Source organism: Thalassotalea hakodatensis (assembly GCF_030295995.1).
GTDB lineage: Bacteria > Pseudomonadota > Gammaproteobacteria > Enterobacterales > Alteromonadaceae > Thalassotalea_C > Thalassotalea_C hakodatensis.
This window is the reverse complement of sequence record NZ_AP027365.1, coordinates 2,383,702-2,399,651: the sequence shown is the minus strand read 5'-3', so window position 1 is coordinate 2,399,651 and position 15,950 is coordinate 2,383,702. Positions and strand designations below refer to the sequence as shown.

Annotated in this window: 11 protein-coding genes and 1 pseudogene; 8 read left to right on the top strand and 4 right to left on the bottom strand. The window is 39.1% G+C overall.

Annotated elements, in window-relative coordinates:
- Window positions 1-18 precede the first annotated feature (18 nt).
- From QUE72_RS10485 to QUE72_RS10475, 3 genes are read right to left on the bottom strand one after another with little or no spacing between them, the layout of a single operon-like run.
- Window positions 19-2,523 carry an FtsX-like permease family protein gene (locus QUE72_RS10485; RefSeq protein ID WP_286268893.1) on the bottom strand — a complete coding sequence of 835 codons (2,505 nt, stop codon included), beginning with the start codon at window positions 2,521-2,523 and terminating at the stop codon, window positions 19-21.
- 18 nt (window positions 2,524-2,541) lie between these two features.
- The gene (locus QUE72_RS10480) at window positions 2,542-3,264 is read right to left on the bottom strand and encodes an ABC transporter ATP-binding protein (RefSeq protein ID WP_286268891.1); all 723 of its coding nucleotides are present in this window, start codon (window positions 3,262-3,264) and stop codon (window positions 2,542-2,544) included.
- A gap of 23 nt (window positions 3,265-3,287) precedes the next feature.
- Window positions 3,288-4,538: an efflux RND transporter periplasmic adaptor subunit gene (locus QUE72_RS10475; RefSeq protein ID WP_074499477.1), complete on the bottom strand. Its 1,251-nt coding sequence runs from the start codon at window positions 4,536-4,538 to the stop codon at window positions 3,288-3,290.
- 506 nt (window positions 4,539-5,044) lie between these two features.
- Here QUE72_RS10475 and QUE72_RS10470 point away from each other — a divergent pair.
- On the top strand, window positions 5,045-7,279 hold the full coding sequence (locus QUE72_RS10470) for an NADP-dependent isocitrate dehydrogenase (RefSeq protein WP_286268889.1): 2,235 nt from the start codon (window positions 5,045-5,047) through the stop codon (window positions 7,277-7,279).
- Window positions 7,280-7,368: 89 nt separating this feature from the next.
- Here the strand turns inward: QUE72_RS10470 and QUE72_RS10465 are convergent, their stop codons facing one another.
- Window positions 7,369-8,334: an integron integrase gene (locus tag QUE72_RS10465; RefSeq protein WP_286268888.1), complete on the bottom strand. Its 966-nt coding sequence runs from the start codon at window positions 8,332-8,334 to the stop codon at window positions 7,369-7,371.
- Window positions 8,335-8,660: 326 nt separating this feature from the next.
- On the opposite strand from QUE72_RS10465, the gene QUE72_RS10460 reads away from it, so the two are divergent.
- The 7 genes and pseudogenes from QUE72_RS10460 to QUE72_RS10430 all read left to right on the top strand — a co-directional run bounded on the left by QUE72_RS10460 (window position 8,661) and on the right by QUE72_RS10430 (window position 15,849).
- Entirely contained in the window at window positions 8,661-9,497 is an 837-nt protein-coding gene (locus tag QUE72_RS10460; protein WP_286268887.1) for a tyrosine-type recombinase/integrase, read from the top strand.
- Window positions 9,494-10,581, top strand: a pseudogene (locus QUE72_RS10455) (IS91 family transposase). Before QUE72_RS10460 ends, QUE72_RS10455 begins: the two are co-directional and overlap by 4 nt.
- A gap of 339 nt (window positions 10,582-10,920) precedes the next feature.
- On the top strand, window positions 10,921-11,526 hold the full coding sequence (locus QUE72_RS10450) for a DUF6630 family protein (protein ID WP_286268885.1): 606 nt from the start codon (window positions 10,921-10,923) through the stop codon (window positions 11,524-11,526).
- A gap of 432 nt (window positions 11,527-11,958) precedes the next feature.
- Window positions 11,959-12,243, top strand: a complete 285-nt coding sequence (locus QUE72_RS10445) for a hypothetical protein (protein WP_286268884.1) — start codon at window positions 11,959-11,961, stop codon at window positions 12,241-12,243.
- A 312-nt stretch (window positions 12,244-12,555) separates the two neighbouring features.
- Window positions 12,556-13,530, top strand: coding sequence for a transposase (locus QUE72_RS10440; RefSeq protein WP_286268706.1), 975 nt, complete (start codon window positions 12,556-12,558; stop codon window positions 13,528-13,530).
- 307 nt (window positions 13,531-13,837) lie between these two features.
- The gene (locus QUE72_RS10435) at window positions 13,838-14,002 is read left to right on the top strand and encodes a hypothetical protein (protein ID WP_175573129.1); all 165 of its coding nucleotides are present in this window, start codon (window positions 13,838-13,840) and stop codon (window positions 14,000-14,002) included.
- 152 nt (window positions 14,003-14,154) lie between these two features.
- Window positions 14,155-15,849 carry a DUF262 domain-containing protein gene (locus QUE72_RS10430; RefSeq protein WP_286268883.1) on the top strand — a complete coding sequence of 565 codons (1,695 nt, stop codon included), beginning with the start codon at window positions 14,155-14,157 and terminating at the stop codon, window positions 15,847-15,849.
- The last annotated feature ends 101 nt before the right edge of the window (window positions 15,850-15,950 follow it).

Below are 15,950 nucleotides of genomic sequence, written 5' to 3'. Positions count from 1 at the left end.
AAGTATTACTACTTTTTATTAATCATAATGTAATGCGTCGCTTGGTTCCAATCGCAAAATTGAACGCGATGGAATATAGGTAGCTATTATCACCATAAATGTAATTAATAATGGAATTCCAACCAGCGCTATACCATAGCTTTCAGGATTGATCACAATGGTATTAGACATATAATCTGTTAGTACAATAGATAGAGTAATACCTAATGCTAATCCAATAAATAATTGTGTTGCAGCCTGCTTTAAAAACATAAGCATAATTTTTTTGTCAGGTGCACCAATCGCACGACGAACACCGATTTCCTGTGTTCGAGTCAATATGCTGTTTGAAGCCATCGCATATATTCCGCTTGCCGCCAAAATCACAGCTACAATACCACAGAACAAAAATATTTTACTGACCGAGAGTAACAATTTCATCGGCTGTTGGATCAAATTATCGTAAGTTTGAATATGATAGATACCGACATCAGAATCAACACTTGCAATGGCTTGCATTAGGGCTTCGGTCGCTGTTCTTTGATCACCGGTGTAATGTACGGCAATGTACTGTCTCATTGGTCCTATGTTGTCCATAGAGTGATACGAGTTATATGAAGCACTTGACGAGCTCATTGTTGAACCATGGAAGGTATCAGACACTACACCAACAATAGTAAACCAATCACCACGCTGGCCATTTCTACCGGCGCGTCTTACTCGTTTTCCTACGGCATCACCATCAGGGAAGAAAGCGCTTGCGATTGATTGATTAATAATAATACTAAGCGCACCATTTTCGGCATCACGGTGATCAAAGTCTCGTCCTTGAATGACTTTCATACCCAAGGCTCGCCAAGAGTCACTGGCTATTAATTCATTATTACTGTAAGGATTTTCATTATAAATAGCGGCAGCTCTACCTTCAATTTCAAAGAAACTAGTACCTTCACCTGTACCAGGCAATTGAGTCATCATGGCACTTGCATTAATGTTAGGCATGGCGTCTATGGCGCTTTTAATTCGATAAAAAACTTGTGAGCGATTGATACGGTCTTGATAATCATGCTCGGTATCACGTCTTACCGGATATTTTTCTGGAGGCAACTGTAACTGAGCAGTTAAACGTGAAGTCGTTTCAACGCCGTAGTCAGCTTTACTTGCAAAATAGCCAGTTGATAATAAAACGGTTGCCATTACGAGCACCACACAAGATAAAACAATTTCAGAAATGACCAAAGCTTTACCAACATTAGCTGCTTTTTTACCTAATGCACCGCGCGTACCGTCACGTATTACTGCATTAAAATCACTTTTTAATGCTTTATAAGCAGGGAAAAGACCAGTAATTAACACCATAGCTATAATTGAGAATACTAAAATGACCACAGCCTGACTATCAATAGTTAATGTCCACCAAAAAGGTTTTTCATGATTAATGGCAAACGCTTGGTTGAACATATTGTTGGTAAGTTCAATACCGTATGCAGCAAATAGCAGGGCGAGTAAACCACCAATGGTACAAATAAACACACTTTCCCAAAGCATTTGTACCATGAGTTTTTTACGTGGAATGCCCAGCGCTAAACGAATAGCTACTTCTTTAATTCTTTCATTCACGCGAGCGAGTAATAAATTACTCACGTTAATACATGCAAGTAAGAGAATGAGAAATACAACAATTAATAAGGCGATAAAAATGTTGTAATACTGGGTAATACTTGCTTGTTTGTAAGGCAACACATTTAAGTATCTACCATCATCTGGGATACGAAAATTGAAGTCTTCTTTTATGGAAGATGCAATTTGTTGATTTATCGTATCTAAACCAGCTTGCGCTTCTTTTATGGTGACTCCTTCAGCTAAACGGGCAAATGCCAAATAACTACTAAAAGTTGCCTCTACGGGGTTAACAATACGTTCATTTAATGGTTGCCATATTTGTGCTTTATCAGGAAAAGAAAACCCTTCAGGCATCACACCAATTATTCTACCTGGCATCGCATCAAGAGCAACTTGTTGGTTAATGACTTTTGGATCTGCATTAAAGTACTGTTGCCATACGTTATAGCTAAGTACCACCACAGGCTCTGCACCATCAACAAAGTCATCTTGAATAAAGCCTCTTCCATGTAATGGTTGTATACCTGTCATGTCGAAAATGTTGACACTGGTATAGCTGGCGTTCATTTTTTTGGCTGTAAAGAGTGCTGAATACTGGCTAGAGTTTCCACCAATGAAGGTAGTACCCTCAGTAAAAAAACCATGATTTTCAAAAATGCCCAGTTGTTTTGCCGCTAAATTAATGTGATATGGATCAGCTGCACGGCGCGATAAATGGTTGTGATCAAACTGTGCTTCTATGGCGACGATTTGTTTTTCACCATTTAAATAAAGTGGTTTGAAGACCAAGCCGTTTAATAATGAAAAAGTATAAACGGTTAAACCGAGTCCTATGGCAACGATTAAAATAGTTAATGAAGTAAACAACGGCTTTTTTAGCAACATGCGCATTGAATACTTAAATTCTATAGATAAACTCATATTTATATCCTCAGCCCACTAAATGGCGATAGCGCTTGGGGTTTCTGATGGACGGTCGGCCACTACTTTGCCGTCGAAAATTTCAATGATTCTATCGGCGCGGCTTGCAGAGCGAGGATCATGAGTAACCATGCAAATAGTCGCGCCATTAGCATGAAGTTTATCCAGTAACTCCATGACAGCTCCTGCATTTTTTGAGTCTAAATTACCGGTTGGTTCATCGGCAAGAATAATAGCTGGTTTACCGGCAATGGCTCGTGCTACTGCAACACGTTGTTGCTGCCCCCCTGATAATTGTGAGGGAAAATGATTGGCACGGTGTTGCATATCGACTTGTTTTAAAGCATCAGTTACCAGTTGTTGGCGCTCGCTTTTGCTAATATCTGAGCGATAAGATAAAGGAAGCTCTACATTTTCTTGAACAGTTAAATCACTAATTAAATTAAAGGCTTGGAAAATAAAGCCAATTTTTTCATTTCGGATCAGTGCACGTTCGTCTTTATCTAAACTCGTCACGTCGTGTCCTGATAACTGGTAATTACCATTAGTAGGCGTATCTAATAAACCTAAAATAGATAATAAGGTAGATTTACCACAACCCGATGGGCCGGCAATCGATATAAATTCACCTTGGTGAATGGTTAAATTAATACCTTCTAATGCATGTGTTTCTACATCATCGGTATAAAATATTTTGTCTAAGGCATTCAAGGTCACGAGAGTCTTTGCTTGGTTTTGCATTGTGCTTTCCTTATTATTGTTAACTATTGTATCGCGTTAATTTGTTTGTCTTTCCATGACGATACGTTTGATACTACAACGTTTTCGCCAGCAGAAAGACCAGAAATAATTTCAATGTGAGTTTGCGATGAGCGGCCAAAGGTTACGTCACGTAAAGCCACGCTGTTATTTTCCGTGTTTACGACATATACAGCACTTGATTCATTCGCTTTAGCATACATAGGACGCTTTACATAAAGAGTGTTTGTTAGATGGGCAACATGAATAATGCCGTCAACACTGAGCTCAGGCCTTGCTTCTTTGGGTAATTTTCCTGTGATAGCTACATCAACTTGCACGGAACCGTTAACAACGGATGGGTCAATACGAATGACTTCGCCACTTACTTTGCTGGTTTTCGTGTCAAGGGTTACTGCTTGAGTTAAGCCGATTTGATAAATTTGTTTTTCAGGCACACGAATTTCTGCGATAAATTCATCATTACGGGCTAGTCGTGCCACATTCGTACCAGCCGTTATTTGTTGTCCTAATTCTAATGGCATTTCTTGCACTATGCTGTCGATTGAAGCACGTATGTCTAAGCTGTTCACCAAGTGCTGAATTCTTGCTGTACCACGTTCCATACGTTTTAAACGCGCGTTAAATGCACGCTTTTGCGCTACTAAATTCTCTTGTGCTTTAGCGTAGCGCTTTTTTTCTAATTGCCATCGTTGTAATAATTGCTCCACTTCAATTTTAACTTCTTCATGCTCCACTTTTGAAATGGCAACGATACCTTGATTTAATAATGTTTTTTGAGCATTAAGCGTAAGCAGGGCGCTTTCATAATTTAATTGACTGTTGATCACTAGCGTTTCTTGATCTAACACTTGTGATTCAAGCGCAACGCGCTGTGCGTTAAGTTGTGCTTTTGTTTCTTCAAGCTCCCATTGGCTTTCTTCTAACTGTTGGGTAAGAGATGAGTTCTTCATTGAAATGATTAAATCATCTTTTTTAACGGCAGCCCCTGCTTTCTTATAGACTTTGTCAACACGGCCATTTACTTCGGTAGCCACCCAGTACACTTCTTTTGGTACTAATACGCCAATGCCTCTAACGTCAAGGGTAAGTTCGCCAGATTGCACCGCATCAAGCAGCACATTGTTGGCTGACACTTTATGACCACTATTACTGGCATACGTTAATGCCCATATACATGAGATAATAACGACGGTAATAACGGCCCACTTTATGACAGGGGTGAAATTTTTTTGTTTTTTTCTAACGATATCCATCGTATTCCTTTTTACATCAACGAAAGCGAGCAGGGCGCTTTAAGTTCAGTGAACGGTTTGTCACCTAGATAAAGCTAAGACAATGCCAAATATAAAATATATTTAAAATTCAATCTGTTAAGTTTTATTTTTAGATGAGAGGCTTTATTAATCTCGATATCGAGACGTGAAAATAGGGCGTAAAATGTCGAAATCGAGACGATCACTCAAGATCAACCTGAAAATGTGTTCGATGACTATAAGGACATAGCCTACTTGAAAAATAACAGTTGACCCCCCATACATAGCGATGTTGCGACGCTAACGCTTAACAAGGTATCCATGACAAAATGTTGTAAGATAGCGTGCTTTTTTATGAGCAAAGCATAGTGAATTCTTGTGTTAAAACGCGGTTTCCTTTACTATGCGCGCGCAAATATTTTTTTCAATAAAATGAATGTTAATTTTACATTTACGGGTTTTTATTCATTTTATTGCATACTCGCTGAAAATAACTAGGAACAAAAATGACTACAGAATCATCTAAAATCATTTATACCATTACTGATGAAGCGCCAGCATTAGCGACGCATTCATTACTCCCGATTATTCAAGCTTTCACAGCTTCTTCTGATATTGGCGTTGAAACACGCGATATTTCATTAGCGGGTCGTATTATTGCTAATTTTCCACAATACTTAAAAGAAGAACAACGCATTGGTGATGCATTAGCAGAATTAGGTGATATTGCGAAAACACCAGAAGCAAATATCATTAAATTACCGAACATTTCAGCATCTATCCCACAATTACAAGCTGCAATTAAAGAATTGCAAGCTAAAGGTTATGCATTACCTGATTATCCAGCAGAGCCAAAAAATGAAGCTGAAGAGTCAATTAAATTAACTTACGCTAAAGTGTTAGGTTCGGCGGTAAACCCTGTATTACGTGAAGGTAATTCTGACCGTCGTGCTCCTACTGCTGTTAAAAACTATGCAAAGAAAAATCCACACTCAATGGGTGCTTGGTCAAAAGACTCAAAGTCTCATGTAGCTCATATGGAGTCGGGTGACTTCTACGGCAGTGAAAAATCGATGACGGTAGATGGTGCAACTGATATGCGTATCGAATACGTAGATACTGCTGGCAGCATTACTGTTTTAAAAGAGAAAGTCGCCTTAGAAGATAAAGAAGTGATTGATGCATCAGTGATGAGCAAAAAAGCACTGGTTGAATTTTTTGAAGCAGAAACACAAAAAGCAAAAGACGAAGATGTTTTACTTTCTCTTCACATGAAAGCAACGATGATGAAAGTATCTGACCCTGTGATTTTTGGTCACGCGGTAAAAGTATACTACAAAGATGTGTTTGCTAAGCACGCAGCTACTTTCGAACAATTAGGTGTTGATGTTAACAATGGTATTGGTGATGTTTACGCTAAAATTGAACGTTTACCTGCGGAACAAAAGGCAGAAATTGAAGCAGATTTAAATGCTGTATATGATGTTCAGCCTCCACTTGCTATGGTTGATTCTGACCGCGGCATTACTAACTTACATGTGCCAAGTGACGTTATTATTGATGCGTCAATGCCGGCTGCGCTTCGTGCTTCTGGTCAAATGTGGGGCCCAGACGGTAAGCAAAAAGATACTAAGTTTATGATCCCTGATCGTAACTATGCTGGTGTTTTCTCTGCTGTTGTTGATTACTGCCGTGAAAATGGTGCATTTGATCCAACAACAATGGGTACTGTTCCTAATGTTGGTTTAATGGCGAAAAAAGCCGAAGAATACGGTTCACACGACAAAACGTTCATGGCAAAAGGTGAAGGTGTTATTCGTGCGGTAAATATTGCAACAGGTGATGTGTTACTTTCTCAAGATGTTGAAGAAGGTGATATTTTCCGTATGTGTCAAACGAAAGATGCACCCATTCAAGATTGGGTGAAACTAGCCGTTACACGTGCGCGTTTATCAAATACTCCAGCAGTATTTTGGTTAGATGAGAATCGCGCGCACGATGCTGAAATGATCAAAAAAATTAACACTTATTTACCAGAGCACGATACAGACGGTTTAGACCTACGAATTCTTGCGCCTACACAAGCATGTGAATTTACCTTAGCGCGTTGTGGTAAAGGTGAAGATACAATTTCTGTAACAGGTAATGTATTACGTGATTACAACACTGATTTATTCCCAATTTTAGAGCTTGGCACGTCAGCAAAAATGCTTTCAATTGTGCCATTAATGAATGGCGGTGGTTTATTTGAAACCGGTGCCGGTGGTTCAGCGCCTAAGCATGTTCAACAATTTGAGAAAGAAAACCACTTACGTTGGGATTCTTTAGGTGAATTTTTAGCGCTTGCAGCTTCTTTAGAGCATTTAAGCAATACAACGGGAAATGCTAAAGCACAAGTATTAGCAAACACGTTGGACGCCGCTACAGGTAAATTCTTAGATGAGAATAGATCGCCTTCTCGTAAAGTAGGTGAGTTAGACAACCGTGGTTCTCACTTCTACTTAGCGACATATTGGGCGCAAGAGCTTGCAGCACAAAATGAAGACGAAACGTTAAAATCAGCATTTACTGCTGTGGCGCAAGCGTTAACCAAGCAAGAAGATAAAATTGTTGCAGAGTTAAATGAAGCACAAGGACCAGCGCAAAATATCGGTGGTTACTTCCAACCAGCTGATGACTTAGCGACTAAGGCAATGCGCCCAAGTGAAACATTAAATACGATTCTTTCTAGCCTTTTATAAGCGTTTAAAGAAGTAGCAATTTTGAAAGCCCAGCCTTAGCGCTGGGTTTTTTCTGTTTGTCTATTTGTTAATGAACCGCACGGGTAAACTTAATATAAGTCTGACAATGGACTTCTCACACCATTTGCACCTCTTTCAATAACATGGGTATAGATTTGTGTGGTTCGCACATCAGTATGGCCTAATTGTTCCTGAACGGTACGAATGTCAGCCCCGCGTTGTAGTAAATGCGTAGCAAATGAGTGCCGTAAGGTATGGCAACTAATAGGTTTCTTTAATAACGCCTTTTTCGCGGCACGTTTTATCACTTTTCTTAACATAGTTTCATGAATATGGTGCCTGCGTAGCAAGCCTACTTCTGGATCTTCGCTTAATCTGTGAGATGGAAATAAGTAATGCCAGCCTTCTTCTTTATTCGCGTTAGGGTATTTACGGGCTAATGCAAAAGGCAAATAAACTCCAGAATAACTCGGGTTTCTTATATCTCGCTTAAAATGGATGCTAGCAAACTTTACTTGGCTTTTTAGATCATTGACTAATTCAGGGGCTAGGGTAACACGACGATGTTTTCCACCTTTAGCAAACCAAACACTAATACAATGAAAATTAAAGTCTATATCGTGTATTCGTAAACGAACTACCTCCATTACTCGTAAACCGCTGCCATACATTAATGCGCAGGGAAGCCTGTAATCATTATCAATGTATTTAAATAACGTTTTTATTTTTGTTGGTGTTAATACCACCGGTAACTTAGGTTGTACACGAGATTTATTGTAATTTAGTGCTAGTGACAAAGGTTTAGATAAATACTCTTTGTAAAGAAAGTTTACTGCGTTTAATGCAACGGCTTGAGTTTTAGGTGCAACATTTTCTTGGTTTGCAAGATAATTAAGAAATCGTTCAACGTCTTTATTATGACAATCTAAAGGGTGCTTCTGTTTATTAAAGTTTATGTAGTATTTGATCCAATATAAATAGGTTTCAATCGTTCTTTTAGCGTAACGACGCGTCCACATAAACTCTTTGATAGCGGCTAAAAAAGGTGAGGCCATGTTGATAATCCTTCATCAAAATTAATTTTACCACATACTGTATGAATGTACAGTTTAGTTGTTTTCTTGTTTTTAGCAAGAAATCGAGAATGATTCTTGTATTAATCGTAGAAAGCGAGAATGTGAAGTACTATCTCATTGATTTAGTTAAAAAGAAGTGGTAATTTAAATTTTCAATTTTATGAACATAGGAGCAGCCCGTCGTGTTACTTGCGAGAATGGTTCCTATGAATAAGCTGTTGAACTAAGCCGCTACGCGGAGAGTGCAACTGCTAGAATTTGGCTCACACTTACCTTGGGGTTATTCCATCACTTGGAGGTAAGTCATGAACCCACTCATTGAACAAGTTAAAACTGAAATAGCCTTTCGAGGTTATTCGCAAAATACCTGTAAAAGCTACTGTGATCATCTACTCAAACTCAGCCATTACTTTAATAAACCGCTTGATTCGATTACTGATAGTGAACTTAATGCGTTTTTTAAAGATCCTGCTATTCGTAAACTCTCTAGAGCAAGCCAGAAAATACAAATAAACAGTATTTGGTTCTTATTTAAAAATGTCCTTCACCGTCCACTGAAATTAGATATTTCACTACCCAAAGCCAAGTCTCGCGCCCCTGCGTATTTATCACGCGACGATATACTGCGGCTAATAGAAAGCTGCGCTGATGATATGCGATTGAAAACGTTAATCATGGTGTGTTACGGGTGTGGTCTCCGAATCGGTGAGCTTTTACGTATAAAAGTACAAGACATTGATGGGCAGCGAAGAACTATTTTAATTGAACAGGGCAAAGGCGATAAATCGCGTTATGTGGTTGTCTCTGATAGTGTGCTAAATCAATTACGTTGCTATTGGACAATGTATCACCCAACAGGGTGGATGTTTTACTCGCGATGGTTAATGGATAAACCGATGTCACCATCGAGTTTCAGGAAAGCATTGAAGAAACATGCACAGATGTGTGGTTTAACACAGTGTAATCCACATGCCTTACGTCATGCTTATGCTACACATCAACTAGAATCAGGTATGCCATTACACCAACTTCAGCACCAGCTTGGTCATAGTGACATTAAAACGACACAAAGCTACTTACATTGGCTGCCCGAATTGGGGCATGGCGGTATTGATTTACTCGCGGGTTGGCGTACAAAATGAGCGCCTTACACCTAGCTGATATATTAAATGTGAGTCTTGGGCATTATCGGCAACATCATAAAATGAGTTACCAGCAATTACGCGTTTGTCAGCATATTCAATCCTGCAGAACGGGACAGCTCGGTTATCAATCATGGCAATGTGATAACTGTGGTGAGTCGCAGCAGCTAGGGTGTAGCTGCCGAGACCGCCACTGTCCACGGTGTGGAGGGATAGCAACGGCAACATGGATACAAAAGCAGCAAGAAAACTTATTATCATGCCGCTATTTCCACCTTGTTTTTACGCTTCCTCATGAGCTTAATATCATTGCCCACTATACCCCCAATGTCTTATATCATTGTTTATTCAAGGCAGCATGGCAAACCTTGAATAAATTTGCTAAACGAAAAGGGCATGGTCAATTGGGGATGACAAGTGTTTTACATACTTGGGGGCAAACCTTAAGTCAGCATATTCACTTACATTGCTTAATTCCTGCGGGAACGCTCAACAAGACGCATTGGTATGAGATAGAAAAAGGCTATTTATACCCAGTAAAGGCGTTATCAAGCGTATTTAGAGGAAAAATGCTTGCAGCGCTAAATGAAAGTGATAGCTCATTGACGAAAATAAGCACGCCAACCAAGTGGTGTGTTTATAGCAAAGCCTGTTTAACGTACAGTGAAAAGCTAGTCAGTTATCTAGCACGTTATACCCGAAAAGGCGTGATGTCAGAATCACGTTTAGTGTCGATGGATACGCACTCGGTGAGTTTTAGATACCGAGATTACGCAGATAATTATCGTGAAAAAGTGATGACGCTAAGCAATGATGAGTTTTTACGGCGTTATTTACAGCATGTACTGCCAAAAGGGTTTATGCGTATTCGTCACTATGGTTTTTTAGCTAATGCGTGTCGCAAACGAAAATTAGCGTTGATAAGGTCACAGGCGTCGCACGTTCGCAAAGCAGAGAGGTGAAGGTAGAGAGCCCGCCTCGGATAGCACACTGGCCTTGTCAGCACTGTAAGGTAGGTAACTTGCGGTTTATTGGCGTGTTTAACTTGGAGTTAGTGGCGGCTAATACAGAGCGAACGAGTTAGCAGCCTTGCTTGCTGCATCAAATCAATGAGTTAACCTGCTTAACTGCTCAGGCTAATAGCCTTTTTGCGTGAAAAATATAGTTGCTTATCTAGCCAAACTTAGGTGTAATGAAGCACATAATAAATACTGAGTAGCGCAGGGATAGCTTAGATACGATAGGCACGTCAATTAAATTGGCTAGATATCGCTTAGGTCATAAAAAGCAAATTCCCATAGCATAAAGAACACCAACTCTGACACACCGAGCAGGTAGCGCCTCAGTCCAACAAGCGATTATGCAACACAAACTGCGTGTCGCATAAATACTAAATTGTTACACACCATTTTGGGGACAAGGAATGAAAAATTTATTTATAGTTATTGCCGCTTTGATCGCAGGAGGCTGTAATAAAATGGAGTCGAAAAATGACTCTCCAGAAATTGTAGTAGCTAGGATTATGAGTAAAGGGGATAAGAGCATTTTGGATGACGTTCAACTTTATCTTTCTAATAAGCAAGCATACAAAGCAAAACACAAAGACGGACTAGAAGAATCTGGATTTGATGGCGCTTTTGAAGATTCATTTGACTTTACATTTGTAATTACCGAAAGCCTCAAAAGTATTAACCGTGTAGCAGTTGTAGATTGGAGAGAAGATGCACAATATGTCTTTAATTTGTTGAACGATATATCTGAGAATACACTTTCTAAATGCAGCATATCGAAAGAGTTAGCGTCCGATATGCAGAAAACTCAGTCAAATATATCTTACTATTTGGAATCTCACGAATCTGGTTTTTTGTTCTCAACGTGTGCAAAAAACGTTGGGTTAGAAATAATTGGAATCGACAATGGCACAGATTCGTTCGTCTTGTCTTTAGTGCCAAGTCGCAATGTGACTCAGCTTAAAGAGTATTCGCAGCAACTGAAGTTAAAAATAAACATCTACGGTAACGGTGTGTAACAAGTTAAAGCAGCGGAAAACCACTCGCTACGCTCGCGTTTTCCGCTGTTTAAAGCGTTAGGGTGAATAACTCATTTAATTATCGTTTGTTAAGTTTAGTGTTTAACAACTTGATTTGTTTTCGACTCAACTATTGTGATTCTGGTGTTTAAAAAGTAGCGGCTTGGTTTAGTGTTATCGGCAATCTAGTTTTCTTTAAGTTTTACACACTGCCTGTAGCTTAGTTCAGGTTTAACTTCTGGGGTTAAACAATCAGGCTCAGCAGTGAATCGAACCACTTGCTAAATAACTGATGCTCAAGTAAATTCACCTAACAAAAAATTCAAATCGGACTTAAAAAGCTTGTTTCGTTTTTTGCAAGGTGCAAAAAAGCAAACCAATCATTTTAAGCCGTTTAATATAAGCGTTAGCAGTAAAAGGAGTTTTCAAACCGTGAAATATTTAATTTTATCTCTAGTTATTCTTATGGCGGGTTGTGCCCAAAACTCAGGCATAATCCCAATGGGGGGAGATACTTATATGGTTTCTCGTCAAGCAGCTACAGGTTTTTCTGGTATGGGCACGCTTAAAGCCGAAGCTATGAAAGAAGCGTATGCACAATGTCAAAAGTCACAAAAAATAGTTAAGGTTATAGAAACCATAGACGCGAAACCTCCATATATTTTTGGTAACTTCCCTAAAACTGAAATTCGTTTTAAGTGCGTAAAAGAATCTTAACTAGTAATTTACTGCTAACACATATGAACCTTCTTCCGTCAAATAGGCAATAGTGTTTTTTTTAGCTGCCGCTAGGCAGCTAATTGTTAATCAATCAGCAAAATAATCTACTTCGTTCTGTCACTGTGACCGTTAAAATTGTTTACGGCAAACACATATTGAGGCTCTCTTATGTGAACTCAATCACTGCCTGAATCTGTCAGTCCTTTAGTTGTTCAGGGGAGTAATAATCTAGACACCCACAATTAACTTGTAAAATTCCAGTGTTTGTCTAATCTTTGAGTCATTGTAAATCAATCGCAAGGAAGCGAAATGACTATCGCCAGAAGTCGTCAAGTATGTTTGGCGGCTACACCTTATTATCATTGTATTTCCCGTTGTGTTCGCCGTGCTTTTTTGTGTGGCAAAGATGTCGTTACTAGAAAAAGTTATGAGCACCGAAGACAATGGGTGGAAAATAGACTGTTTCAACTTAGTGACGTATTTGCCATTGATGTGTGTGCTTATGCGGTGATGAGTAACCATGTACATTTGGTTTTGTTTGTTGATGAAGAAACAGCAAACAGTTGGTCGATGGATGAGGTGCTAAAGCGTTGGCATCAATTGTTTAAGGGTACATTACTTACACAAAAGTATTTACGCGGTGAAGAGCTTTTAGCTCCCATGATAGATATCGTTAGGCAAACGGCTGAGCAATACCGTAAACGACTCATGGACATTAGTTGGTTGATGCGGTTATTAAATGAGTCTATTGCCAGACAAGCCAATCGAGAAGACAATTGCAAAGGCAGATTTTGGGAAGGGCGGTTTAGCTCTCAAGCACTACTTGATGAAAAAGCACTTGCCGCTTGTATGGCTTATGTAGACTTAAACCCCATTCGAGCTAATATCGCCAAAACACCAGAAACTTCAGACTTTACAAGCATCAAACTACGCATCAAGGCGGCTATTCAAGGCAAACAGCCTGAAAAGTTACCACCATTTGTTGGTAATCCGAGCAAAGGTAGCCCTGCAGGCTTACCGTTTTGTTTAACAGATTACCTTGAGCTTGTGGAATTAACTGGGCGTTGTATCAGAGAAGATAAAAAAGGCTATATAGCACAGCACCAACCTAAACTACTGACTCGCCTGAATATCAGTGCCGGTAACTGGGTTACACTAAGCCAACAGTTTAGTCGCTGCTTTAGAGGTGCTGTAGGCGATGTTGATAGCTTAACGAAATACTGCCAACACCAACACCGAAAACGGCGAAGCAATCTTGCTAATTGTGAAAAGCTATTAGCGTAAACACCTAGTTATCCTTATCGAGTCTAACAATTCCTTGTATGGAAGAGGTTTGTTTGACCTAGATTTGATAATTACTCTGCAGAAATACTAAATTTCACTTGTTTGACTCGTTGAAGGCGATTTATTACCGATTTTTATGCACTTTAATCAAGTTTAGATATTCAGTTACTTCTTGGCAGTGGTATAGTGGATGTCTAATTAAGTTTCTATAGTGGGTGTCTAATTAAGTTTTAGTGGGTGTCTAATTAAGTTTTAAGTTTTAAGTTCTAATTAAGTTCTTGGCAAAGAGTAAAAAGAGATTATTTATATGGACTTTCTGCTTAACATTCTAATGGCATTAGGATTAGTTCCAGCAAAGGGCTTAACAGATTCGATGCAAAAATCAAAAGCCTTAACCGTTATGGTCATAATTGGGCTTATTTTGCTTGGTGCTTTTGTACTCTTTCTGTTTTATATGGCAGCTAAGCAATAACCACTGTATGAGGTAGTAATCAGCTAACACGAAAATATAAAAGAAAAAACAGTTGGTTTTTGCATCTTCGTCGCTTATTTCTACCAACTATTTTATTGTCCATTCAACGGGCGCTAGGCTTCAAAACCACAACCCAAAGGAGCTGTAAAAAATTGGAAGCTTCAACAACCATTAGAAAGATGATGGCGGGCAACAAAATTGTCGTGCCTTCATATCAGCGTGCATACTCTTGGGATACTCCGGTGGAGAAATCAGACAAAAACACGCAAACAGATGTATTCGCGTCAGATTTAGAAGAATATAGCAGAAGCAATGCAATTAACCCTTATTATTTCGGCCACTTCCTTTTTGAGGAAAAAGCACAATCTTTCAACGTAATAGATGGCCAACAACGCTTAACTACCATTGTCATTTTTTTATCTGCTCTGTTTGCCAAGCTGAAATCCATAAGGGCTTTATCTGAGGAAGAAGAAATTTGCTTTGAAGATATGGTGAAGAGGCGAAGCGCAATTCGCTTTTGGACTGTTGATTACGATAATCAAATATTCGTTGACTATGTAATAGATCAAAATAAGTTTGACCATAATGGTCTTGAAACAGAGTCGTCACGCCGAATTGTCAGAGCATTCGATTTTTTCAAAAAACATCTTTCTAACAAGTCAGAAGGGTATCTGACCAAAATGTTGTCTATCGTTGGTGATGCAACCTGTACCACGCATCCGGTTCAAAATGAATCAGAGGCGATACAGATGTTTATCTTTCAAAACAGCCGTGGAAAGCGACCGTCAAACCTTGAAATAGTCAAAGCTCAATTCATGCATCAAGTTCACTTGCACGGCAAGGGTAGCGACGAAGTGGAATTGTTAATTGATGAAATAAAAGGGCGTTTTGAGAAAATCTACAAATCTATTTCATCGATTGAATACAGAATTAATGAAGATGATGTATTGCTCTATACTTTGCGGGTTTACTTTAATTCGCTCTGGGAAAAAAATTCTTTAGACAAAATTAATAAGATGTTGGCTAATGAAAAACCACTCGATTTTATCAAGTCTTTCTCTAGGTCACTCTCGACAAGCTTTGAACATTTATCACAGTTTTTTGGCCGAAATGAGAGAGAAAGCTTTGCCATTCATTCCCTCATTTCTCTTGGCGGAATAGCGGTCGCGATTCCATTTGTCATTAAGGCGTACCGATATGGCTTGCCGCTTGATGAAATTGGAAAACTTTGCTCGTCATTGGAATCTTTGGTACTTAGGCATCGTCTGATAGGAACGCGGGCTGATATTACTTCAAGAATTAATGATGTATTTGAGAAATTCACCGAAAGCAAAAAAGATATTTCACCAATAATTGAACGCATTGAGTGGATGAAAACCACAACGGACTGGTGGTGGGGTTATTGGAACAATGAAAGATTTAACGAATCTCTACAAGGAAGTATCAACCATTCGGTTGCAAAATATTTACTCTGGAAATATGAAATTTATCTAGAGCAACAAGGAAAGGCCGGTTATTCACAAACTCGGTTCGATAGAGTTATTAGTCCAGAACTTGAACATATTGCGCCTACCACTGAGCCAAAAAGCAAGCCTCATGGCTATGACAACTATGACGAAGAATTTAGGAATCAATTTTTGAACTGTCTGGGAAATTATTTGTTGTTGTCAAAGTCGCATAATTGCGCTGTGGGTAATATTCCTCTGACTAAAAAGCTAGAAACATATATTCACAATGAACAGCAACGTGAAGTAAAAGGACTTGTGCCTGAAAACGGAATTTGGAGCAGGGTAATTATTCAACAGCGAAAAGATAAGATCATTAATGTAATTATGAGCAATTGCTAACAAAATATAATAATAGCATGCACTCGTACACTAAAAAGCGCTGCTCATATATTGCCCTGTTTGTGCAGAAGATGATGTGAGGCGAAGCGATAAAAGATAAG